Annotated in this window: 18 protein-coding genes; 3 read left to right on the plus strand and 15 right to left on the minus strand. The window is 43.4% G+C overall.

Features of this window, described 5'->3' with window-relative positions; all coding sequences use genetic code 11:
* Positions 1–745 precede the first annotated feature (745 nt).
* The 9 genes from V512_RS13895 to V512_RS13935 form a co-directional block, all read right to left on the minus strand.
* Positions 746–2,278, minus strand: coding sequence for a Fic family protein (locus V512_RS13895; RefSeq protein WP_165775408.1), 1,533 nt, complete (start codon positions 2,276–2,278; stop codon positions 746–748).
* 702 nt (positions 2,279–2,980) lie between these two features.
* Positions 2,981–4,375 (minus strand): aminopeptidase P family N-terminal domain-containing protein, encoded by a 1,395-nt coding sequence (locus V512_RS13900; RefSeq protein WP_099831043.1) that lies wholly within the window; start codon positions 4,373–4,375, stop codon positions 2,981–2,983.
* Between the two features lie 28 nt (positions 4,376–4,403).
* Positions 4,404–5,291 (minus strand): isoaspartyl peptidase/L-asparaginase, encoded by an 888-nt coding sequence (locus V512_RS13905; RefSeq protein WP_099831044.1) that lies wholly within the window; start codon positions 5,289–5,291, stop codon positions 4,404–4,406.
* Between the two features lie 37 nt (positions 5,292–5,328).
* On the minus strand, positions 5,329–6,048 hold the full coding sequence (locus V512_RS13910; protein WP_099831045.1) for an amino acid ABC transporter ATP-binding protein: 720 nt from the start codon (positions 6,046–6,048) through the stop codon (positions 5,329–5,331).
* An 11-nt stretch (positions 6,049–6,059) separates the two neighbouring features.
* The gene (locus V512_RS13915; protein WP_099831046.1) at positions 6,060–6,734 is read right to left on the minus strand and encodes an amino acid ABC transporter permease; all 675 of its coding nucleotides are present in this window, start codon (positions 6,732–6,734) and stop codon (positions 6,060–6,062) included.
* A 23-nt stretch (positions 6,735–6,757) separates the two neighbouring features.
* Complete coding sequence (locus V512_RS13920) at positions 6,758–7,420, minus strand: amino acid ABC transporter permease (protein WP_099831047.1); 663 nt, start codon at positions 7,418–7,420, stop codon at positions 6,758–6,760.
* A gap of 105 nt (positions 7,421–7,525) precedes the next feature.
* A complete protein-coding gene (locus tag V512_RS13925) occupies positions 7,526–8,308 on the minus strand; it encodes a transporter substrate-binding domain-containing protein (protein ID WP_099831048.1) in 783 nt (260 codons plus the stop codon).
* 78 nt (positions 8,309–8,386) lie between these two features.
* Positions 8,387–9,457 (minus strand): LacI family DNA-binding transcriptional regulator, encoded by a 1,071-nt coding sequence (locus V512_RS13930; protein WP_099831049.1) that lies wholly within the window; start codon positions 9,455–9,457, stop codon positions 8,387–8,389.
* A 721-nt stretch (positions 9,458–10,178) separates the two neighbouring features.
* On the minus strand, positions 10,179–10,409 hold the full coding sequence (locus V512_RS13935; RefSeq protein WP_099831050.1) for a hypothetical protein: 231 nt from the start codon (positions 10,407–10,409) through the stop codon (positions 10,179–10,181).
* 363 nt (positions 10,410–10,772) lie between these two features.
* Here V512_RS13935 and V512_RS13940 point away from each other — a divergent pair, with 363 nt between their 5' ends.
* On the plus strand, positions 10,773–11,255 hold the full coding sequence (locus V512_RS13940) for a hypothetical protein (protein ID WP_243392460.1): 483 nt from the start codon (positions 10,773–10,775) through the stop codon (positions 11,253–11,255).
* Between the two features lie 109 nt (positions 11,256–11,364).
* Positions 11,365–11,748: a hypothetical protein gene (locus tag V512_RS13945; RefSeq protein ID WP_099831052.1), complete on the plus strand. Its 384-nt coding sequence runs from the start codon at positions 11,365–11,367 to the stop codon at positions 11,746–11,748.
* Between the two features lie 1,275 nt (positions 11,749–13,023).
* Here V512_RS13945 and V512_RS13950 read toward each other — a convergent pair.
* From V512_RS13950 to V512_RS13970, 5 genes are all read right to left on the minus strand, one after another.
* Entirely contained in the window at positions 13,024–16,179 is a 3,156-nt protein-coding gene (locus V512_RS13950; RefSeq protein ID WP_207759774.1) for a DEAD/DEAH box helicase family protein, read from the minus strand.
* A 2-nt stretch (positions 16,180–16,181) separates the two neighbouring features.
* Positions 16,182–17,942 carry a DUF262 domain-containing protein gene (locus tag V512_RS13955; RefSeq protein ID WP_099831054.1) on the minus strand — a complete coding sequence of 587 codons (1,761 nt, stop codon included), beginning with the start codon at positions 17,940–17,942 and terminating at the stop codon, positions 16,182–16,184.
* Positions 17,943–21,065, minus strand: a complete 3,123-nt coding sequence (locus tag V512_RS13960) for a site-specific DNA-methyltransferase (protein ID WP_114794187.1) — start codon at positions 21,063–21,065, stop codon at positions 17,943–17,945. It abuts the gene before it with no gap.
* Positions 21,066–21,616: 551 nt separating this feature from the next.
* Positions 21,617–22,534, minus strand: coding sequence for a DUF3800 domain-containing protein (locus V512_RS13965; protein WP_099831055.1), 918 nt, complete (start codon positions 22,532–22,534; stop codon positions 21,617–21,619).
* A gap of 284 nt (positions 22,535–22,818) precedes the next feature.
* On the minus strand, positions 22,819–23,061 hold the full coding sequence (locus V512_RS13970; RefSeq protein WP_099831056.1) for a hypothetical protein: 243 nt from the start codon (positions 23,059–23,061) through the stop codon (positions 22,819–22,821).
* Positions 23,062–23,420: 359 nt separating this feature from the next.
* Between V512_RS13970 and V512_RS13980 the strand changes: the two genes are divergently transcribed.
* Positions 23,421–23,786 (plus strand): four helix bundle protein, encoded by a 366-nt coding sequence (locus V512_RS13980; RefSeq protein ID WP_099831058.1) that lies wholly within the window; start codon positions 23,421–23,423, stop codon positions 23,784–23,786.
* 58 nt (positions 23,787–23,844) lie between these two features.
* Here V512_RS13980 and V512_RS13985 read toward each other — a convergent pair whose 3' ends face one another.
* Complete coding sequence (locus V512_RS13985; RefSeq protein WP_099831059.1) at positions 23,845–24,054, minus strand: DUF2922 family protein; 210 nt, start codon at positions 24,052–24,054, stop codon at positions 23,845–23,847.
* Between the last annotated feature and the right edge of the window lie 184 nt (positions 24,055–24,238).

Consider the following 24,238-nt stretch of genomic DNA (forward strand, 5'->3'; position numbering starts at 1 on the left):
GGTGTGGAATCTCCCTCGTTATAATTTTCGGGAATGCAGGATTCTATACTCTCTGCTTTCTCTCTTGTGACAATACACGAGAATGACGGAATCCTAGACGAAGAACGAAGAACCTGGACGCGAAGCGTCGGAACGAAGAACCGTTCTTCACGAAGGACGGGTCCATGATCCGGGACGAGTCACGAAGGACGGTTCTCCACAGAGATCAGCGGGTCCTTGCTCCTAAGCGTACAGCGATTTTTAGGAGCAGGATTCTGAATCATTTTGGAATGACGACTGGCTACTCCCTCTACCCCCATTCTATACTCTCTGCTTTCTCTCTTGTGACAATACACGAGAATGACGGAATCCTAGACCAAGAACGAAGAACCTGGACGCGAAGCGTCGGAACGAAGAACCGTTCTTCACGAAGGACGGTTCTCCACTTGTAACTGATCTTATCTTAGATCGAGATTCTGAATCAGGTTCAGACGAGATGTGCTTGACCAAGAACCAAGAACCTGGACGCGAAGCGTCGGAACGAAGAACCGTTCTTCACGAAGGACGGTTCTCCACTTGTAACTGATCTTAGATCGAGATTCTGAATCAGGTTCAGACGAGATGTGCTTGACCAAGAACGAAGAACCTGGACGCGAAGCGTCGGAACGAAGAACTGCTCTTTTTAGTGACGAGTCCATACTTTGTGACGAAGGTCGCCGGACCGGCATGAGTGTTGACGATCGCTAGGAGTTTTGCGGGACCGCCATCAATCAGCATTCGAGGTCATGTCGCCGTAGGCTGCAAGAACAGCCTGTTCCATATGGGCCATTTCCTCGTCTGACAGAAAGTCGAAGTGGCTCTTTCGTTTCTGTGCTGAAAGCCTGCCATTGTTTTGCAGACAAAAGCGGATGAAGAGGTCTATCAACCGGTCGGGCATATCCACGATCTCCTGGATGGCTTTCTTTGTTTTATCGTAGTTGGCCAGAAACGCCAGTTCTTGCGTGAGTTCCACCTCGATGGTCTGATCGATGAACTTGAAGAGTGCCTCCGCCTGGGGCGTCAAATCTATATACCGGTACCACCTGGCTGTATCGTTGTGCACGGTCATGCGGCCCTCTTCATCGAGCGAGTATTCCGCCAGGGCCATAATATGCCGTGAGAATGCTTCCAGAGAGGCGTCATAGTCGGCAGGGTTCTTCAGCATGGATGCCGATATGGGAAACATGAGGCCTTTGGGCGTAAAGCCTCGCCGGGCAAGAATGTTGTGGATCAGGAAACGGTGGATTCGACCGTTGCCGTCTTCGAACGGGTGCAAGAAAACGAACCCATAACCGATAACGGCGGCGTGAATTACGGGGGACACATCGCCCGAGTCCATTCGCTTATGGGCGGCTATCAGGCCCTCCATCAGGCCAGCCAAATCTTCAGGCTTTGGACATATGAAATGTATTTTTTCCTTTTGCCAGGAGATTGTTTCTCCGACGTAGTTCTGGCTCGTCCGGTAATCGTAATCGCGAAACCGTTGATCGACAATGCGATTCTGAAGCTCGATCAAGCGCGGTTTTTCGCAGAAGTCTTCCTGCTCGGCCAGCTGAAGTAACGCTACAAATCGCTCGGTTCTTGTCGATGTGGGCTTAATACTTTCGATCTCAAAAGAGGATTTTGTCTCCCTGGTGTAGAGATAGCCTAGCGCTCTCCTCAGCAACTCCGGGGAATAGCCAGCCGCTACCCTGCGGCATCTCCCGGCAAGATCGGCTGTTTCAAAGTTTCGAAGGGTTTCAGTTCGTCGAACCGTTGGGCAAAAGCGTGGGTCACCCAGTAGATTGTCTTTGATTCGCTGTCGACGAATCTGGCGGGCCGGGCTGACCGTGTAATATTCATCCGGCTCAAGAAGATAAATGTAGTTACCCTGCTTCAAGTCATCTAGAGGAAGCATTTTCCCGGTAAGAAACTCGTAAAGATACCACAGCCGCCTGGCGTATTTGCCGGTCGGTCTGGAGCGGAGATATTCGAGCAAATCTCTCTCTGCAACTTCCTGAAATATGCTGTCGAGTATGGCGAGATTCGTCCCGTCATATTTGAGCGCAAATTCAAGATGATCACCAAGTGTATCCCCCGGCCAGTACTTTGAAGGATATACTTCCTCGACTATGCCTTCGCTCGAGTCGATCCGGCGGATTCCACTCGTGGTCACCATGGACTTGTGCCAATTTGGAATAACATCTAAGTCATATCGCTCGATAAGCGTCGCATATCCCGCGAGTCTTTCGGTTGATCTTTCCTGATCGTTTTCAGCCATAGCTTCCTCCGAAAAAATGATTATAATCCAAGAATTACTGTTATATTGTAGCACAAGTCAAGAAAAATAATTACCGCCGACAACCTCCCCGCACTTACTGCACTCTAGGAAAAACGATTGGAAAACAGGACAATCACTTACAAAAGCCCTTTGTGTAGGAAATATTGTTACGCTAATAGAACAGGGTCAGACTCCATTTTTCACACTAAACGAGAAATCGAAGGCAAAAAACTGTGAGGGGCTACTTATACACAAAAAGAAAAAACGGAGCCTTTTTCCTGCTACGCCCACGAAGACACCCTCAGTCAAAGAGAATATACCAACATGGTTCACATGAAAACAACGTTGTCCGTCAACGGTCCACCGTCCTCCGATACGCGCGCGCGAGACGTGAGAACAATCGTCGAGAAAGAACATTGTCTACAGCTTCGATTCGAGAAAACTTGGAAAATCGAGTCTGTCCCATTTTTTTTTTCCATTCAGTCCCCATTTTCCATTTAGTAGCTACCTGCCGGTCTACTGCTTGATCCTTTCAGTCTGCCTCTTTTATATCTGTTGACATAGTAGAAGCCAGACCGTGGACCCATCCTCGAAAAAGATAGAAACCGAAATCCCGGAATAGTCTTTGGATGACGGAGCGGCTTATAAAACACTCTAAGAAATGCTTCCTGAACTGGAGTATTACTCGGTTCTTAATACGATCTAGATCCAGGCGAGCACTTTTCCAGGAGACATCATGAAGGGAGCTAGACACGCTTGGATATCGCTCATTGGAAGCACTTCGTCTGATATCTCAATCCCAAGTTTTTGCTTCATGAAGTCTCTTCTTGAGTCAAAACGAGCGCTAGTATTCGGAAATTTCTTTCTTAACTCGTTTCTTAGTTGCTCGTCTGCCAACACAAGACCATCTTCTACATGCACTCCAAAAAGAGGTGATTTTGGTGCTGAAATGATGTCACATTGAATTGCCATCCCTGAGTGCAAAACATCCTGAGATCCCTCATAGAATGGGGAATTTAACCACTCATCATTGTGTATTAGATGACCAGGGTTTAGACTTACTCCATTGTCAGGATTTTCCACAAACTCCTTTACGGCATTATAGACTGACCTTCCATCTGTTCCAATCTCCAGAGATTCATACCATCTTGTCATCATCTCAAAATATGGAAAGTAAAGTTCTTGGAGAATGTTCGATGCAGAAGATGGAAAGTGCTTCTCATCTTCCGTAGCGAGACCGGCTCTTGCGATATTTGCTCCCCAAACTCCGAATCCGAAGTTTATATATTCACCCAACTCTAGTTTTCTAAAGGGTGAGGGTGAACTCAAACCTAGAAGAGCGTTCTTCCCGAAGCCAACTGTTATATGGCATGATAATGGCGGGAACCCTGCATAAGCAAGAAGTGCGGCGGCCTCGTATTCTGAGATCCCTTCTCTCAGACCAAGCAAAAGTCTACGGACCCCTGAGTAGACGATACAGGATGCACTCTCGAATGCGGCTATATCTTCTGCATTCAGGAATGTTCTTAAACCCCTTTCCGGGTGCATAAATATATCCGTCTGGTTAACAACATTCTCGTAGCCTGCTAAAGATCTAACTACATCGGTTATGAAACTTGGAACATCAATACTATATTGTGGAGAGCAAAATTCCTTCTCTCTAAAGTATTTTGTACCAACAAGGCCTACCTTCGAACCCTTTTCAATTCCAGTATCTTTCAGAACAGATTCCAGTGAATCGCTTTTGTCTCTTGGCTGTCCCATTAAACCAAATGTTTGGAAGAGCACTATTTCAACGGGAAGTTTAGCAACGTCTTTATATCCAAGGCCTTCGTTCCCAACAAGCAGATAAGGGGTTCCTCTTTTGGGGATTACTAGAATAGATTCTTCGAAACGCGGGTCGTAGCCAGTTACATAGTGAAGATTTGCAAAATGCTCTCTGTCACCATAAATCACTAAAAAATCTAGCTTTCTCTCTTCCATGGCATTTCTCACAAGATTTAGCCTATCCTGATACTGAAGCGCATTGATTTCAACATAATTGTCGATGGTCTTATCCTCTGGTAACTCTATTTCCACTATTCTTATTTTCTTCACTAATCTACCCCCATTCGGTTTCTGTTAATCAATCGATTTTGATACTAAGTGTTGGCATAAAATGACCGTTATGAGATATTCCTGCGTTCCCATCTCTGTCGAGAGCAATTACTCCACATGGGAATCCCCGTCTTGAACATATATCTACAACTTTTGAACAGGCTTCTTGAATGGGTGTACCATTTTCCACCATTTCTACAACTTTTCTGGTTACGCCTACTCTGATAATCCCTTCACCAATTCCTGTTGCAGAAGAACCTCCATAGAAGGTCGCAAAAGTCCCTGCACCAATAATCGCAGAATCACCCACTCTTCCAGGAAATGCCTTTGCAATTCCTCCAGTAGAAGTGCCTGCAACGATGTATCCTTTTGAATCTAGAGCAACCGCTCCCACAGTTGAAAACAGCTTATGTTCCTTAAGCTTCTCTGTATATTTTTGAATGAAATTCCTGAATTCTTCTGGAAGCTTAGTGATTTCTCTTTCATCAACATTTCCGTGCTGTTCTTCAGGACCAATTTCACGGAAACCCGAAATACGTGCAAATATCTCTGCGCCTTTACCACACAACAGAAGATGCGGCATTTCCTCCATAACTCTTCTTGCTACACTAATAGGATGAGCAATATTTCTGATTCTTATCACTCCACCTGCGGACTCATTGCTATCCATGATTGCAGCATCCATTTCAATTTCTCCAATCATGTTGTTAAAAGAACCAATAACTCCTGCATCAAAGTGAGGATTGTCCTCCAAGTTCCTTATCACGTGCTCAACAGCATCAAGAGCGGAATCCCTTTCCTTGAGAATCGACAAACCTTCCTCAAAGGCATCTCTTAGCCCGGAAAGACGGGCTCTCTTTTCCTCATCAGGTAAAAAACCCTCGTCACATCCTCCATGCACAACAAGCACTTTCATTTTCTACAGTGACCTCCTGTTCAAGAAAACCCAATCTTCATTTGAACTCGATTTTTTGGAGAAATCTCATTATTCTTTCATTGTTCGAACCGAAAAAATCCTCAGTCTTCTGATCAGCCAACACCTTCCCGTTCTCAAGAAATACCATCCTGTCAGCGACTCTTCTTGCAAAAGACACTTCATGAGTCACCACAAGCATGGTCGTTCCCTCTCGCGCGATTCGCTCAATAACCTCCAATACTTCAGATGTCATCTCCGGGTCCAAGGCAGAAGTTATTTCATCAAGAAGAAGAGCGCTTGGTTCCATAATCAAAGCCCTCGCAATTGCGACCCTTTGCTGTTGACCACCTGAAAGTTGCGAAGGGTAGCTTTTTATCTTCTCGCTAAGTCCTACCATTTCAAGAAACTTCATCGCTTTCTCTTGTGCTTTTTTCTTACTAAGTCCCAGAACATGGATGGGACTGAGCGTAACATTTTCGAGGGCATTAAGATGTGGGAACAAGTTGAACTGCTGAAAAACCATTGAACACTTCTCTCTTATTTCCCTAATATTCTTCTTCTCGTTTATGGATAGTCCATCAACAACGATTTCACCACCATCTATCTTCTCAAGACCATTTATGCAACGTAAAAGAGTACTCTTACCTGCACCGCTTTGACCCATTATAACGGTGACTCCCTTATCAAAATCAATGCTTAGTTCGTCCAATACAATTGTGCTACCAAACGATTTGCTGACACCGCGAACTTGAATCATGAGATGCCTCCTCAACCTATCTTTCCGTAGGACTTAACTCTGGATTCGGCGTACCTGGCGAATTTCGATATTGGAAAAGACAAAGCAAAATACAAAACTGCGACAATTGACCATATGACAAATGGTCTGTACGTTCGAAGAGTAAGCATATATCCGACTCTTGTAAGATCAACAAAACCAATAAGAGAGACAAGAGAGGAAACCTGTAACTGGTTGACGCAAAGGCCCACAAAGGAAGGGATGAATACTCTAATAGCTTGAGGAACAATTACAAGTCTGAATGTTTTCCAGTAATTCATCCCCAGAGAGTAGGCCGCTTCCCACTGCCCTTTTTCAACAGACCTGATGGATGCATAAACAATCACCGCGGCAAATGCACTCGTATTTATTCCAAGAGTCCAGACAGCGGCCTGAAAAGCCGACGGGCTGAAATCGGTCACCATCGCAATGCCATAGTAAGCAAAAAAGAGTTGGGCAACCAGAGGCGAATTCCTAATCGGTTCTATGTACACTAACAGCAGCTTGCTCAGGACGGGGATCTTTAGGCTTCTCAGCAATCCAATGAAAAACCCGACAACAAGACCTATTGCGATTGCCAGAAGGGTGACCGTAATTGTCATTCCCATCCCCTTCAAGAGAAGCAAAGCGTCATAACTAGTTAGTTTTGGAAATATATACTGTTCCACAATTCATCCCTCCGATTTGTGCCCTATGAGATTCCCTTGCTAATGAATTTTCTGTCTACAAGATGAATGAGTCCGGAGAGAGAGAACGTCAACACGCAATATAGAACCAGTATCGTCAAGTATATTTCAAATGGTCTAAAGGTATTTGAAGACAGAGTCATTGCATTACTCATCAGTTCGTTAGCCGTAATTGACACAGCAACCGAAGTTGTAAGGATCAAGTTTATGAAATTGCTTCCAAGCGGTTTGAATGTCACTCTCAATGCATTAGGAATGATTATCAGACGTACAATCTGAAACTTCGTGAATCCCAATGACTCAGCTCCTTCGATCAGACCTTTGTTTATCGAGATGATACCTGCTCTGATAATTTCACTGTTATAAGCCGCGTTGTTGATTCCCAAAGCAATAATAGCAGTTGTCACCGGTTCCGTCGTAATTCCCAGCTCAGGTAGTCCAAAGTAGAAAAAGAACAACTGAACAAGAAACGGTGTATTTCTGAAGAATTCGACATATGCTATCGCTATGCTTGAAAAGAGTTTCTTCTTCGAGATTCTCATGAAAGCTACTACAAGGCCAATAAAGAAACCGATGATTAGAGAGAAGACAGAAATAAAAAATGTCATCTTGAGTCCTTCTAGCAAAAAGTCAAGATTATTGAAAATAACTCTGAAATGTAAGGTCAACAGTAGCCCTCCAATCCTAATCAAATTAACTCTCTTACATTAACTAAGGGGCTCAACTCCCACAAATCAATGTGGGAGTCGAGTCGTAGAGAACTCACTGAAGACTTACCAGATATACGTAAGTTCTGCGGTTGGGAGAACACCCCACCACTTTTTGTATAGCTCTGCTTGCTGACCGGTGCTAATCAACTGCGAGACAAACATGTCTACCCACCTTAACAGATCGGGATTGCCTTTCTGTACACCAATACCTATAGGATCAGAAGTGTACAGTTTAGGCAATGCGGTGAATTCATCATACTGACCGGCCATGTAGTCAACTAATGTTCCATCTTCGATTGCTGCCTCAACTTTGTTCTGCCTTAGCAGAAGAATCGCGTTAGTAAACTCTTCAATGTAGACAAATTCAGTGTCCGGGGCCATCTTTTTTACAAGCGCTTCACCTGTCGTTCCTCTGCCAATTGCGACCTTTCTCCCATTGAAATCCTCTATGCTCTCGATATCGCTACCGGTTCTAACAAGGATTTTTATGCCGGTTCTAAGATAAGGCATGGAGAAATCTACTGACTTTGCCCTCTCGAGATTTGCAGTCATGTTGGCAATTACAAGGTCAATTTTGTCAGACATCAGCATAGGTATTCTTGTGGCACCTGTTACTTCAACTATTTCTAGTTTCACACCCAAAGCTTCTGCAATGAGAGTGGCAACATCGACATCATAGCCCATAGGCTCATTTTTCTCATTCCTGAAGCCTATTGGGGGTCCACCAAGTGCTATCCCAACAACAATTTTCCCGTCTTGTAGAATCTTGTCAAGTTTGTCCGCACCCATCATCGTACCTGTGAAAATCACGCTTAGAATCAACAATACAATCAATACTTTCTTCACAATTTTCCCCTCCTTGGATTTTTGGTGTTAGCAACTCGATCAAGTCTGCAGATTATCGCCTCCTTTCAGTAATTCTCGCTATCTGGATGGCTCGCAACAGGAATCTCTTTTCACTAGTAAAGGCGGTAGAACAACGTGCTTTTTCGAGTCGGAAACGCTCTTTGCAGTGATTCTCCTTAGTATTTCATTCGCGGCCATACGACCAAGCTTTTCTAGAGGCTGACTTACTGAGGATAGCTTTGGCCTCACTACCCTTGACATTTCTGTGTCGTCATATCCAATCAAAGAGATGTCTCTCGGAATAGTAAGCCCCGCTTCTTCAACTACCTCCATAGCGCCAATTGTCATGTGATCATTCCCACAAAAAACAGCTGTTGGTGGTTCAGGAAGGTTTAGAAGAGTTTTCATTCCTTCCCTACCTGATTCAATATTCCAGTCACCCTCGACAACGTAATCTTCTCGGAAGGTAACCCCGTTTTCTCTCAGTGAAGCAACATAACCATTGAATCTATCTACCGCATTATATGAAGGAAAGGGCCCGCAAATGTGGGCAATTTTTCTGTGACCAAGTGAGGCCAGATAATTCACAACATCAAATGCGCCCTTGAAGTTGTCTATTTCAAAAGAACTAAGTGTATCACTCAGCTTCTTGTTGATAGTGATTATTGGCAAGAAAGCGTCGAGGCTTTCGAGAAATGAGTAGTCTGATTCATCAATTATCAAAATCAAGAGTCCGTCTGCGCTGCTACTCTGAGCGTGGCTAATAATGTTGTTCTCCCTCTTCTTGCCATCAAGATCAATGAACTCAAAAGAGAACTGATAGTTCTTGTCAGAAAGAGTAAGGCTCACTCCCTTGAATATCGGATTGTAGAATAGCCAGCTGGAAGGAATCAACCATCCAGAGTATTCTGTAGCTTTCCCCATCATAAACAGGGACACCGTTTCACTTGTTCTTTTTGAGAGTCTTCTGGCGAATGAATTCGGAGTGTAGTTGTGTTCTGCAGCCAGTTTGGTAATGAGTTCTACAGTCTTGGCGGCAACCTTCGGATTGCCGCTAAGCGCCAAAGAGACTGTTGCTTTTGAAACATTTGCTTCCCTTGCTAAATCTTCCAGTCTAGTTTTTATCACTCTCTTTTCTTTCTCTTTCAAGGAATGCTCCTTTCAGAGATGTTTTAAACCGGTTTAAATTTCTCGATTAACAGGATTGGCTCTTGATATGGTTTGGGATTCTTTTAGAGAGTAACCCCCAGTTTCACTAATAGCAAAACACTTAACCATTGATTTTAACCGGTTTAAATACTCTTCAAAACACACATGCATTCGTAAATGCAATTATTATTGTTGAGAGTCGGAGTAACAACTAGGAGAAGTCTTCAAACCGTCCTTCAAATGATAGCAGTTACAAACTCAATTACCAAAGCTTAAGAAACAACGTCTTCTTTGGGCTCCCGTGATAAGGAATAACTATTGACAATTATTCGTGTTTTTTGCCTTATTTGACCTTCACTTGCATGAGGGGATTTTGGAATTACGTAAGTGATGGCTCAAAAGTCTGCAGGCCCGCGCTGTCAAACTAGAAATGACATATCTATTTCTGCAAGCAAATTCAGAGCCTTAGCAAACAACCATCGGTGAAAATGATACGGGTTGAATGAAACTGAGCTGCAGTCCTGAACCCGCGTCATCCTGTCATCTGAACCTGATTCAAAATCCTGTTTTTTCAATGTTTTCAATAAGTGTGGTCGAGAAAGAGCATTGTCTATAGCTTCGATTCGAGAAAACTTGGAAAATCTAGTCCCATTTTCTAATTCTGACCCTATTTATGTTATTTGTAGTGTTCGCAGCAGTGAAAAATGGAGTCTGACCCTATTTATCGTTCAAAAATGGTAAGATTCCCACCCATCCTGTTATTATTCGAAAGCGCTCCATAGAAGGACATACTATGGTCAGGACTGTTTTCTACTGCAACTGTAATCAGAACATTCCCATCTGGTTGGACTATTCCAGACAACGATCCAAAGATACCGTTATTTACAACAACTTCCCCAGCGAAACTCCCGCCGGATTGAGTGGTTATATAGAAGTCCAGCAACACTCCCACCTATTCCTCTTGATACATAAAGACCTCCCACTTGCCTAACATATTTGGATACATCTGACCAACACAAGAGGAAAGAGATAATACTATTACTACTGTTGCCAAGAAAAACAAAATCAAGAAGTCTCTTTTTTCATTTGCGTCACTCCCTTTTTGTTATCAACAATATGATAGCCTTTGTTACACTGAATTCAAAATGGCAAAAACAGGTACCTAATCTATTCTAGAAACCCACCTCCATAAAGTCTTTATCCAACGACACTATATTGACGACAATAGGAATTTGAAGTAACGGTGCTATGATTTAATTTGAAATACATATAACAATTGCTTACGGAAGATTCGGGATTTCAACGAAATTAGGGGGTGTTAGTCTTGCGTAAAGGGATTAAGGGACTTCTTGGGCTACTGATCGTTATGAGTATCCTACTATCAGGATGCATAGTAACTACTCCTGTGAACCAAGGGCAATGGGTTCTGAAGGATCATTGGCAGCATTATATACTTTCGGAGCATTACTACACTTATTCTTATTCGCTTTACCCAAGTTACAACTGCGATAATGTAAAGATCACTGTCAATTGCTCTACAGCACCCAGCTATGGTTTTGAAGTATGGATAATGACTCAAATTCAGTTCAATAACTTCGTCAATTTCAATTCAGTTAGTGTTGTCGACCACTTCACGGTCTATTCAGGCAATTACACGTTCTATTCTAGTGCAATGTCGCCTGGAGAAACTTATCGTGTCGTGGTTGACAATACTGATTATGGATGGGTAGATACTAATTGGGATGGTTATGACGATTACTGCAGATTTGATGCAAGCGTCTATTTTCACATTAATTGAGATGCCTCTGTTTCCGATCGTCTCATCCTCAAGATCCTGCCTCATCACGTAACCCTCCAAAGCATGACACAGAACAGTTGGGAAGCTTTAGGGCAAAAGGAGGTTCAAAATGAGAAAAGTTCTTTCGGTAATGCTTTTGGTAACTCTTCTAGCTGGAAGTATGGTAGCGGGTTTTACTATGTATGATGCAATGTCTTTGGGACACTATCACGGATTAAGAGATGCAGATAATACCGGCTTCTTTGGGGCTGTGATTTTTGGATCTCTGTCTGCACTGGTTACGAATACTGGTTCGACATCTCTTCCTGCAAAAAGGGTTGCTTATATCAACAGTCTTACAAATGATCTTGAAGCAATCGCCGCCTATGAGGAAGCATATTCATTTGCATATTCTAACCGAATAGCCTGCAATACTTGGAGAGGTTATGTAATTGCTTCCGTCATAAGTTCGGTAATTGCAGTTATTACTCTGCTGTTGGGAGCGTCGAGTTAACAGAAAGAGGATTATAGAGAAGTCCATTGCTTAGTCCAGCCCTTTTTCTCGGAAACACTCAGAAGTAGTGAGAAGAGATCCTGCTTTTGCGGGGGGCTTTCAAAGATGAAACCATCATTCTCGCTAATTACAGCTATTACGCAGCAAGAAACAGTCTCGACATTAATATAACACTTGTTACATTGTAGGCAAAGACCGGGCAAAAATGGGAAGAGTCAAAGTGCGTCCTTGTTTTCTTCAAGGCGCTGGTGATTCCGCCTGCCTGGTAGGATGCTTGGAGAGATCGGGAGCATTGCCTTCATAATAAACCTAAGAAGTAATCTAGAGCACAAGAAAGGAAAACGTCTCGTGTGAACTAACTGGCAGGGCGTTTCCCATCGTTATTCTAGTAGAGCAGTAGCAAAAAAAGCCCCACCCGATATTTATCGCGTCTCGCCTTCGAGGCGTCTCCACAAGAACAATCCTCTCGCAATCTCCTTCTATTAATTTCAGCGCTTCTCTTCTCTCAATTCTCCAGCCTCACACGCATTACGGCTACTTGAGGATCCAGGATAACTACAGGGACTTTTCTGAGAGACTATACATAGCGCGCTCGAGATGTTGACTATAGGCTCCAAGGGGATCGTAGTCGCCCCGGTCACGATGGCGACAATAGCTTCCAGGGACTGCAAGTCATAGCGTGATTTCTTCTGTGCTCAAGACTCTTCAGATTCTTTCCAGCGTTCTCCGCTCCAAAAGGCAACATTCAAGTCCCACTTAGCTACAATAAAGGGAGTCACCTTTTTCGCAGATTTTTTGAATTCCAAGCCGTTGCCTCCTAGCCTGTTTCTGCTTTCGATTTCTCAACGATCTCCTTGTAGTGTTCGCAGCAGTGAAAAATGGAGTCTGACCCGTTTATTCTACAAGGACAACCCTCTTCCCGAATATGTCATAAACGGAGGCATAGGCCGCAGCGAGTTCTACAGAGCCCCCATCTGGCCGGAATACATGGAGTTTGTCAAGAAATTCAACATAGGTGCGAAGTACTTCAGGATATGGAAGAGATCTGTAGGTGCCGTAAGAGATCGTTGTGAATTCAGTCGACCTTGAAATGGAAGCGAGAAATTAGTTTGCATGGAGTATCACACACGATACCAAAGCTAACAGAGACTGGAGGATTGCAGTTTGTTCTATTTATGCTGAAGGCTTAAGAAACCAACTACTCACAATATTAGGCACAGCCTGCACCCCGATCCTATAGGCTACAATACTGAATTCATGAACTCAAATCGCACTTCACTTTCCGAAGAGGAAGTGCATGTAATCATAGTTCTGATCTCGCTCAGGAAAGAGAATGTGTTTCTCTGCGAACTTTTCTTTACACCAGGTGCCATTATCATACGTCATGTATAGGTCAGAATATGTTGTAGCAGAAATGATGTAACTATCAAGCGATACATCGTTCCGCCCACTTCTACTAGAAATCTCATTTGCCAATTTGACAAGCCTTTCCCAAAGCCGTGCCTTCTCATCATGAATATAAGCTTTAGCATGCATCATGCCGTGCGGTTCAACAAAAACGATTCGTTGTTTGCTATTAGCCAATAGCCATAGGATGAAGTCGGGATAAAACCCGCTGTTTTCGAAGAACCCCACGCCCTTTCCACGGCTTAGATTTCGAAGTACGAACAGCTCCTTTCCGGCCAAGAAATTGTTGCCTTCTTCATCACGGAATGTCTTAAGGTCTCGTAGGAATTGTGTTTCGCTAGAATTGAGAACAGGGGGAATGGTTTGAAGTTTTCTGTTTATTTGTTCAATCAAGATCGGCAGATAGAGGCTGCCGCAAAAGTAAATACGTTGAAGATCTTGATCCTCCTCTTTATAGAGACGATCGCGATTATTCAACAGATTACTGACAGCTGCAATCAGCTGTGCATCTGAAGTCCTGACTATATAGCAAGCTTTGTTTTCGCTCACTTGATCAACATTGAGGGCAATGTTGGGGTCATTATTATCCAACAACCTGTATTCCATAACTTCAGTTTCCCATCTCTCACGGCGACGATGATAGTACGCATCAAGATACTTTTTTAGTATGCTGGTTATAGCTTGCTGCAGCAAAATTCTTCCAGAGAAGGAAGATGGATTAACCACCTCTTCATCAGTGATTAATTCATAATTGATAGTTTCCATTAATTTTCGAGGTGTTTTTGGTTGGATGGTCAGGTTATGCCACTCCTTACTATATTTGTATTCCAGCAGATCAAGATACACTCTCTCCCAGTTCACCAAATTTAGGTTTACGTCGCGTATTCTCAATTCCTGACCGGCTTGTACATTATCTTGGATCAGACCATACCCAGCACCCGCCATTGCCTGTAGCCTAATAGACATATCTAGACGTACAATGATGTTTTCGTCTGCTTCCAAATCAAACCGTTCCTCTGACGCAAAACTTCGCCCATTTGGCGCACGAGGAATAACAAGGCTCTTTTTTAATGCGGGCTCATTAATCCATGTGAAAAGTGGTAGTTCAATGAGTGGCTCTGTTTCTACTCCCTCGCGTTCAAGATACTCGCGGAACTGAGCCATGTAGTTTGCCTTGACAGAAAAAATGTTAAGAGTCTCCAGTATGTTAATATGTTTGGGATGAGGACCTTCCAATACTGTGCTGCGCTTCAAACTCATCTGAGCACCTTTAAGTCGTACGCCGCGCCCAAACAGCTGAATGATCTGAGAACCTTCCATACTACCAATATTCAAAAGTCCCATGTTGGCAACGCGCCATGAGTTCCAGCCTTCCATGAATTTCTTGGCTCCAACAAGAACATGGATCTTAGAATTTGGCTGATTAATATCTTCAAACAGAGAATCGCCAATAACATCTTCTTCAAGAGTTATTCCATTTGCATGTTCTTTCACCAGATTTTTGAAGGCCGATGTGTCACCTATGTAAATGACACCAAAGTACTGGTCTGAATTTGATGCTTTCAATCCGATTTCTCCTTGACTGCCGCGAATATCTGCCAGGTGTAGACTTCCACTTTGTGATGAATGGAAAACTTTTCGGAGAATGTCGTTATACAATGCCACCCCATTTTGATTTTTCTCTCTCAAGTAGGAGAAATGATTTGAAAAGACGTCCAAGCCATTCTGATTCATTAACTGAGTTCTTCCGTTTAGTATATTGTCAATGGTTGCTGTCACCCAATTGCAATCACTAAGGATCCGATGCAGGAACCGCGCCACTGTCAACACGTCACTGGACACTTCACTTTCTCCTTTGGTAACTCTTGAAATCGAATTCTTGACAGTGCGTCCAACAAAAACCCATAGAGGTTTTTCCAGGTTGTAGGGTCGAAGCGCCGTATATCGATCTTCGTACAAGTGCAACTGCTCATAGAACGAAAGTAAATTGCCAAGTAGCAATATATCTGTTTGATTATTATGATTAACATCTCTCAGGTTAAGTATTCGAAAGTCTTTACCAAACCCATCACCGTAGAAGTACCGATAAGAATAATCAAACACGATAGTTTTACCATATTCTGTGGTGAGGCTATCATTTCCTACGGCTGAGAGTGCCTGTCCAAAAGTCGCACTATATTCAAATGTGAATCCAGTCTCAGCAAGTGCGTCACGGTAGCTGCGCCAGGCTTGTCCACCGGTACCTTTATGGCCTTCGTCAACGAATATTAGGTTCTTTCCCTCAAAGGCCTCTACAGGTACACTGACCCCTGACCCCCTCTTTTCACCAACAAGTTTTGTGATCTCAAGCACTTGCACTACTTCTAGATGATCAAACAAGCCATTGTTATTCAAATCAAAGCGTCTGGCAGGAATACCTGAAAGTAATAGTTCATCAATGTGTTGATCAGAAAGCTCTTCATTTGGTGTAATCAGCAAAATATTGTCTAGCGGATCTAGATTATAGTGCAAGAATTGGTAATAGTTCAAGTGCATAAGCAGTGTTTTGCCGCTGCCGGTTGCCATCCAATATGCAAGTTTAGTTAGATCTTCTCTTACTATGGGGTCTAGTTGTGGCTCCGCTGGTTGAGCGTTACGCGCTTCAACAAAAGCACTAAGGTCTTTTATCAATAGATCCTTATGATTGAAGAATCTGTCCAAAAAGATTTCAGTATATAAGGCTGCGAGATGCTGGAAATAACGCAGTGTGATGGGTATTGAACGGTGACGGTTCATCTTCTCAAGGTGGCAACGAATGTTCTCATCATAGCGGATTAAATCATCTGCTGGAATAAGCACCCTTCTTCCTCGAGCCAACAGATGTTGACACAAAAAGCTTTGACCGTCAGCATAATAACCTTCCTGAACCTCTACGCAATCCTTAAGCATTGCCGCGTTGCTTTCATATCCTAGTACACTATTTAGCCATGCCAAAAGGATTAGACGATTTTCCAGTCTGACATATTGTTGAACTCCGTTTGGCATGATCATACCTCCTCAATTTTCATAAAGCCTTGCCGAATCACTTCGGCCATTCTTTTTCGTCTCTCTGCTAAGAACTCTTGGAACTCCATTTCATACCATTTATTCGGAAGAGCATGGAGACGACACATATCTCTAAGCTCATCAGCTGAGAATCTGTCTTCGATTTTGGGAACATAACTAGCGGGCGCACTGTCCGAGATTTCGACATTGTCGCTCCATTCTACAAGAGCGTAGTTCGCTGGCTGATTGATCAAACGATTTTCTTTTATCTGATGTCTTTGAAGATAACTGCGCGGGAAAAGATGGTGTCTTTCTAGAGCAGATCTTTTCGCTTTTGCCGAAGGATCAAGCAAGTCCACTACTCTCATTCTCGAGTAAAGAACCGGAGCATCTAGCAAACACAGAGAAGCATAGTATGCGAATTGTCCAGTATTACGTGCTGCAGCAGTTTCCAGTTCGTTAGGCAAGGTGAATTCCCAGTAATCTTGAGTGAGAACTGCATCAATCTGTTCCTCTAGAATACGCACAAAATCCTCTGCATTATCTGTATTACGCAGGAGTGCTAAATCCTGCTCCATACGACTTTCAGAGGAACCTGTATAACGCCCAGTTAAGGAAGCCATGAAAAACCATCTAGCAATTGTCTCTCGCAATTTGTACAGATCGACCTTAAAGTCGCGTTTCCCAATAAGCCAAAGAGAATAAGTATAAACAATGGCCATTTGCGATGAGATAAACTGAGAGCTAGTATATCCCGCTCTCCTAAGAACCTTAAAGAACTCGTGCCAATTCTGGAGGTTAAGCACAAGAATCTGGTTTTTTCTAAGTATATCAAACTGCTTTTCCCTTTGCTCTTCAGAAAACTGGTTTGTCTGCAGGTCTTTGCCCCGCAGAAGTGAATATACATGTTCCAGGCGTGCGCGACGAAACCCCAGTGCAACGTTGACCCTAAGTAATTGATCTGGACTTGGGAGGAGATAATGGTTGAACGGAGAAGTTTGGTTTCTAACAGGCGGTCTTTTTGCTTGCCAACAGAAATCCTCCAGTTCTTTACGACCTTCGTCCCAAAAGACAGACATTAAGGTAAGAATGAAATCTGCCTGATTTAGCGGTGTGCCCTTGCTGTTTATTCGGACAAAGATCTCCGCAACGCTATCTTCGTTTACTGAATACGATATCTCAAGCGCGGTAAGTGGATAATCCTTGAGTTGTTCAAGGCGCTCAATCGCAGAAGCAATTTCATCCTCTGCTTCTTGAGTGATTTGGCATCGTGTCTTCAATTTATCCAGAAAATCATCGATGAATCTGCGATTGCTCGCACCTGGTTGCCATATCACACTCACATCGGGAATCCACTCAGCGTCTTTTTCGATTGCGGAATTCAGTACTTCAAATCTTTCTTCAATAGGATTAAATGAGATTCGAATCCGTTCTGGGTGGAATTCCCTGTTTTTTACTACACTTGCCGTGATGACTGCATATAATGAAGTGAGACGTTGCTGTCCATCCACGATCAGCAAACGAGCGACTTTCTGCTTTTGATCTACTCCAATGGTACGGTGTACATCCGAATAACCATTTTCCCAGAATAATAGGTATCCAATAGGAAAACCCCTATACATCGAATCGAAGAGATCACGGACTTTTGTTCGTGGCCAAACAAATGGGCGTTGGATATCTGGCAAGCCAATTTCGCCCATTTTCAAGTCCTCAATGAGTTTCTTAAGTGTGTAATCTACCTTCTTGAACAGCACATCAGGCATCTAACCCGTCACTCCCTTGAACATGGCTTCTTTGAAGATGGGATCAAGTGAACGTGCCCCATGTATATAGGAATCATTGTTGACCAGGATTTCGTCAGCATCCTCTAACATATTCTGATTTTGGACAAACGTGGCATCTCGCTCATAGTTACCTTTCACCCATCCTAGCGTTTCACGCCAGATTACCACCATTTTTCGGTTTTCACGAGTTACTCCACGATAAACTAGATAGCGCCGTTCCTCGTCAAAATACGCTCTCCGAGATTGTACAGTCAATCCGATCAGATAATTGAAGGTTTCTGGCAAGTCAACTGTTTGTTCGCGAGTCTCTCCGTCACGGTATATACGAAGCTTATATGAAAAAGGAGACTGCAGCTTCTCTACATTCAGAAGAGTTTCACTCTTGCGTGTCTCCCAATTGAGCATGTAGTGGAGAAGATACTCGTCTTTGAAGAGGTTTAGGGCTTGCTGACCCGTTTCGATGTCAAAATTAATGTTGCTAAGAGCGTCCTCATAGCTTTCCAATTGAATGTATTTGAAGGCACCGCCACCTTTCCACTCAGATTGTTTAGAAATACCACTTTGCTCACCATACAACACTCTCTTCATACGCCTCAGCGGTTTTTCTCGGAAATAGCTTTCACAATCGATACCAATATACTTGCGTCCAAGCTTAGCAGCTACAGCAGTTGTAGTACCTGAACCGAGAAAAAAATCGAGAACAATGCTTGATTTGTCCGATCCCCAATGAATTAGTCTAGACAAAAGTTGTTCAGGTTTTTTGCCTCTGGATAGAGTCACACCACCCTCGTTTGCAAGATCTGCCTTGGGAATTTCTGCGTGCGGCCATTGATCAGTGATTTTATTTAGCTTCAAGATTTTGTTGTCTTCGAGGCGGGCACTATCACGGAGCCACACGAAAATCTGCCGGTTGTAATAGAAAGTGGTTATCCGTTGTCCAGCGTACCTTCCACGAGACACTAGATAGTCAGCCGAATATAAGCCATCGCCACATCGTGACAGAATCTCATGTTGAAAGGAATTCTCTCTCTGAATACTTGTCAGCCTGAATACCGAGTCAAAGTGTTCTGAATACTCAGCGAGTATCTCATCTTGCCGCCTTTCAAAATCACGAAGAGAAATAGTATGAATTATGTCTCCGTCATGCTTGTACACTGAGACTTGTTCCCCGGTTGAGGGGGCAGTGAAGCTGGACACAACCTCGCGTTCTCCTTGATTCACAAGCCTCTTGTTGTATCGGCGTAGAACGTCGATCTCGATCGGGCGTTCGTACATCACGTCGTTCAGATGGCTTTTGTCCATACAATAAGACAGGATATGTTCTTTCGTATTGACAATTGCCCCTCCCTGTCCCAACCCTGAGCTACCAGAGCGTTCATATGCTATCCACGCGAGAAAGCTGTCATCGCTGAAATGCTGGCTAAGAAGCAGCGCAAGACGGGCAGCCTCTTCGTCATCAATGCTGAAAAAGAGAACAGCCTTATCAGACAGGAGGGGTTTGACTGCGGTGAGTCGAGAATTCATCATTGCTAACCAAGATGAGTGCCGATAGGAATCCTTGTAAACAAAATCGTTGTTTCCCGTATTATAAGGGGGATCGCTGTATACAAAGTCTACCGCCTTAGCATAAGTCGCGGAAAGCAAAGATATAGCGGCGAAATTATCACCATGCACCAAAACACCATCGAGAAGATCAGTAAGATCCTCAACACTCCCTAATATAGTGTCTACGAAGTCTTCCGAAAAATACTTTGTATCAAGGACAAGCGTCGGATTCGCCTTCATGAGCGCCACTCTATTCTCTTCCTTGCTCTTGTCAATCGTGAATATGTTGGTCTGCTCCTCATCAATGCAGAAGAGCTGCTTCCATTCGTCCCATTGGGCATCGCATTTAGCGATGTTATAATAGTGGTCCTCGCCGATGGCACCGACCAAGATGCAGTATTGGGTCTCTGTAACGAATTTTCGCTTTTCCCAGAGCATTTTCTGAACGTCTTCTATCTGAGCAAGAAAATCCACAATTTTACTTCCTATACGTTTAATCAGGCGCATCATTTGAAACCATCCCTCGGACAGATCTTCACCGGCAACTTCTAACTCATCGAGATTGAGGACCTCGTTCTTCAGATAGAAATCCAGCTCGCGTAGAAGGAAACCTCGAAGGTCCTTGTGGATGAAGTAGTCTCGAGAGTTGCGAGCTGTGTACTGTCTAATGTGATGTTCTAGGTTCGAAATGGAATTTCCACTCGCATCCCTGTATTTCTCGCCCTTCAAAGCCTCCAAAGCTTCGAGATTATTTTCAAAACGTATAGGGATCATCTGAATAGTTGCTTCATTAATCTTGTTCTGCTGATTCTTATTACCATATGTACTGACCTCGTCTTTTTTCAAAGGTCGATACTCAAAGGGAATAATTAAAGTGTAGGTTTCCTCGTTCCAAAAGGTATCGTCAGGCACTGGAAGGAAGAAGCGCTTTTCTCCCTTAACATTGTTCTGTTCTACATCTGCTTCTTGAATCTTGAAATCTATAGTTACACCGTTGTGAGCCCTCCAACTGTAATCTGTGAAGTATTCTCCAGTCTTAACGTAGTATTGGTCCTGGTTCGCCCAGTAGAGAGTGACCTCCTCACCATTGTAGGGGATGGCGTAGCGTTCCTTTCTCGAGTATCGGCGCTTCGAAATGAAGTCCCCATCCTGCCAATAACGACTGAAGAATGTGTAAAGATGATTATATATTGTGGTCTCTAAAACTTGTGAACTATTAGTATTAGTAGCGTTTGCAAACGCTTCAAGATACTTTCTGCCTACTGGTGTAGCATGATACTGATTTTCCAAAATGCCTTCAGCATTAATGGCATCCTCACCTAACGTTCTAAGGACGTCTTCTTTGGCGGCAGCTAGTTCTTCATGCGCCTTTCGTTGCGCAAATAGAGAACCACTATTCAATTCTTCTGAAATGGCTTTGGACAAATCTTCAGTGATCCACTGCTCAATTATCTGGCGTTTATGATTCATTATGCGGTAGATTCCAAACTCAAGGTCAGCACTTTCGAACTGGAAGAGTTCGCGCAAAAGCTGAATGAATTTCTCTTGTGGATTCATGTTATATCCCCTTTCTTGGTAATTCTCATGTAGCTGGGAGTTATTCACCCGTTTTCAGCAGGTTTTAGTATATATAACTATAATAACTGAGTATATCATCAGTACAATTTTACAGTCGTAGTTTTATAAGCAACATAAATGTAATTGTGTGGACTTCGATCGAAAAAACTTTAACTAAACTGTGAAGTCGATCGAAGTCTCATTTTGGCTAATCCTAAGGACTTGTCACGTCCAATTACTGACATTATTGGATCTAGGTTTAATTGAAATTGCCGCTTCTCGTAATCTTGGGAATCCATGTACCTCTGTTGAATAACTAACACAATGATAGCAAATATGAGGTGGGTGTTACGAATTTCTTCTCTGAGCACAGATGCGTTCCTATTTGTTCTATTACCACTTATGTAGAAGGATCAGACAACAATTTTCCATTCTCCATCGCTTTTTGCTTCAAGCACATTTGCTGCTACAATTGATTTCTAAAGAATTACCAGATTAGCTACAAGCACCATACTTGGGATACAGAAACATGGCAAAAAACTCCAAAGATGTTATTGAAAGAATCCGTCATCTCCAAAAACATTGCTCAGCCGGAATCTGCTATGTCCTGGTAGGTAGAACAATGCCTGCCACTTCCAATAAGGATTTCCACAAATTTCCACTTCAAAACCACAGGTCAGTCTTCTTATCAATTTCCAACATTCAATCAGACTGTTCTTACAGTTGGGTTCAGAAGAGCAGTCAAATCCAGGGTTCGTGCCGTAGTGGGCTTTTTTCCCGCATGGATAGTTCGAATTTGAGCAAAGCGGATCTTTGGGAAGACAATATAAGTAGAATGTTTCCATGTATTTAGCCGATATTCCTGCCAAAACATCAACAAATGAAATGAGAGTGGACAACTTCTTTTCATATCCAATCTTCAAGTATTTTGGTTTTATTATGAAATTTGGTCCCGCGATGTTGCACTGTTTCGCATTTGCATAGTTCAGCACTCTGGTTCTCAGATTGTTAATGAAATCTCGATTACTTGCTACGTCTATATACCATATCAAGTCTCGAGGCACTTTATAATGTGTCAAATATGATGTACTCCTTATGAATGGGAGCAGTCGTTTGTAAATAACTTCATAAGCTTCAACAGTTGCACGGTTTACGGAATCTGGATTGGAGTATAGATGTTTGTCGATTACCAACACACTTGGTAAGCAAAGCTCATCAACTGAAAGCTGCTCATATGAATCAAGAAAGGAGTACAGATTATTTGGTTTTCTTGCTTTCTTATGTAGGAGAGACCATTTCTTGATATCACATAGAAAGCTAGTCTTGTAGATGTTAGCTACACGGTTCAAAATCAAATCCAGCTTGTTATCATCTAGAAGAATGCTGCAAACAACTTTGAAGTGAGATGATCCTTTCGAGAATGACAATCCGTTGTCTCCGGATTCGTCGGAGAGAAGAACAAGTGCCATTCAGTTTTCCTCCATGGAAAAAAAGGCTCCGGATCCATACCCAAGCCGAGTTGCCTGGTGCCACTGGATTCACCGAACGGCTCACCTGTGACGGCCGGAGCTCCTACAAACCTATTTACTTTATAGCTCAAAATTCAGCAAATCTGAAACCCCAGCAAACGTAAATACGGCAGCATATAGCTCATGAGAAATTGTTAGCATCAACAAGCTCCTTGAAACTAGCAATTGGGACGAATTCCTTCTCAGTTTGAGATTGCCAAAAAAGTGAAGTAGAAGCTTTGTGATCACCTCACCAGCACCTTCATCGCAGTCTTCCAAAGGCCCTTGTTCAGGAACATGACGACAAGGTCTATCAAGACATCCAGGATGAAGTCGAAGAATTCTGGATCGATCTTCCACTCTTCATCTGGAAGCGCATCCTTTATCATCTGCTTCACTTTCTCTTTCTTCTCAGCCCCGTTGCCGGGAGATTCTACATAGCTTGCGAAAATTGTGATTAGGGATATTAACTCTCTTATCCAGTTCATATGGATTACCTCCTTGTAGATTATTTGTTCTGGCGCTTCGCGCCTAGGTTCCTCGTTCCGACGCTTCGCGTCCATGTTCTTGGTTAAAGCAAAGATCATAGTCTGCGCTTCGCGCCCACGTTCTTCGTTCCGACGCTACGCGTCCATGTTCTTGGTTAAGGGCAAAGATCATACTCTGCGCTTCGCGCCTAGGTTCCTCGTTCCGACGCTTCGCGTCCAGGTTCTTGGTTAAAGCAAAGATCATAGTCTGCGCTTCGCGCCTAGGTTCCTCGTTCCGACGCTACGCGTCCATGTTCTTGGTCAGAGCGGAGTTGATCAAAGACGCCGATTCTTTTAGAATTCTCTCGGAGGTGAATGATGTGTCTACAAGTTACAAAGATTTGCATGTATGGCAGCTCAGCATGGATTACGTGATGGAGATCTACAGATTAACCAGAGACTTTCCTGAGTATGAGAAATACGGTCTCGGTTCTCAGCTCCAAAGATCTGCTGTATCCATTCCTTCCAATATCGCCGAAGGTTCTGGAAGGCAGCATAGAAAGGAGTTCATTCAATTCCTCTACCTCGCGAGAGGTTCTCTTCTTGAATCGCTTACTCAACTTGCCATAGCCAATAGGCTCGGCTACATTAACGACAGCTGTCTTGAATCAATCGAAGCCGTCGGCACAAAGATCAACATGATGATCAACAAACTGATCAGTTCTTTGAAGAAACCCGGGCTGTAAGCCCGGGCATCCAAGAACGAAGAACAGATCCTCGCTCTGGAACGAACAACTAATGTGGTCAGATCAGATTAAACAACTCATTCTTCTGGGTGTCGATCACTGCCGCGTAGTCTACCGCATAGCTTGAAGGGATTGCCTTCAGAGTTATGAGGTTTCCCATCACTGTCTCGACTTCAGACTGAGTCAGACTCTCCTTGGGCTCCTTTATGTAGAAGCCCTTGGACTTCTTAGCGGTTGAATCGTACCACCTAACGCTCAGGTTTCTCATTTGAGTTCCTCCTTTCGAATAACGGTTCTCCGTTGACCGTCATCCGTCCTCCGAAAGAGCTGTAAAGTGCAGTGGCATTGCATTTTCGATCCTAATCGGCGAACGGACTACGGCCTACGGTTACATTGTTTCACCGGTCAGAGGTAAGAAGCTATTGAATTTCTAACCTCCAGCCTCTACCCTC

This window comes from Mesotoga sp. Brook.08.105.5.1 (assembly GCF_002752635.1).
Classification (GTDB): domain Bacteria; phylum Thermotogota; class Thermotogae; order Petrotogales; family Kosmotogaceae; genus Mesotoga.

What these genes read in the sequence shown, in the direction of transcription:
- V512_RS13895 (WP_165775408.1), bottom strand. Translation starts at nt 2,278, where the DNA reads ATGGCTGAAAACGATCAGGAAAGATCAACCGAAAGACTCGCGGGATAT.
- V512_RS13905 (WP_099831044.1), bottom strand. Translation starts at nt 5,291, where the DNA reads ATGAAAGTGCTTGTTGTGCATGGAGGATGTGACGAGGGTTTTTTACCT.
- V512_RS13910 (WP_099831045.1), bottom strand. Translation starts at nt 6,048, where the DNA reads ATGATTCAAGTTCGCGGTGTCAGCAAATCGTTTGGTAGCACAATTGTA.
- V512_RS13945 (WP_099831052.1), top strand. Translation starts at nt 11,365, where the DNA reads ATGAGAAAAGTTCTTTCGGTAATGCTTTTGGTAACTCTTCTAGCTGGA.
- V512_RS13950 (WP_207759774.1), bottom strand. Translation starts at nt 16,179, where the DNA reads ATGCCAAACGGAGTTCAACAATATGTCAGACTGGAAAATCGTCTAATC.
- V512_RS13955 (WP_099831054.1), bottom strand. Translation starts at nt 17,942, where the DNA reads ATGCCTGATGTGCTGTTCAAGAAGGTAGATTACACACTTAAGAAACTC.
- V512_RS13960 (WP_114794187.1), bottom strand. Translation starts at nt 21,065, where the DNA reads ATGAATCCACAAGAGAAATTCATTCAGCTTTTGCGCGAACTCTTCCAG.
- V512_RS13965 (WP_099831055.1), bottom strand. Translation starts at nt 22,534, where the DNA reads ATGGCACTTGTTCTTCTCTCCGACGAATCCGGAGACAACGGATTGTCA.
- V512_RS13970 (WP_099831056.1), bottom strand. Translation starts at nt 23,061, where the DNA reads ATGAACTGGATAAGAGAGTTAATATCCCTAATCACAATTTTCGCAAGC.
- V512_RS13985 (WP_099831059.1), bottom strand. Translation starts at nt 24,054, where the DNA reads ATGAGAAACCTGAGCGTTAGGTGGTACGATTCAACCGCTAAGAAGTCC.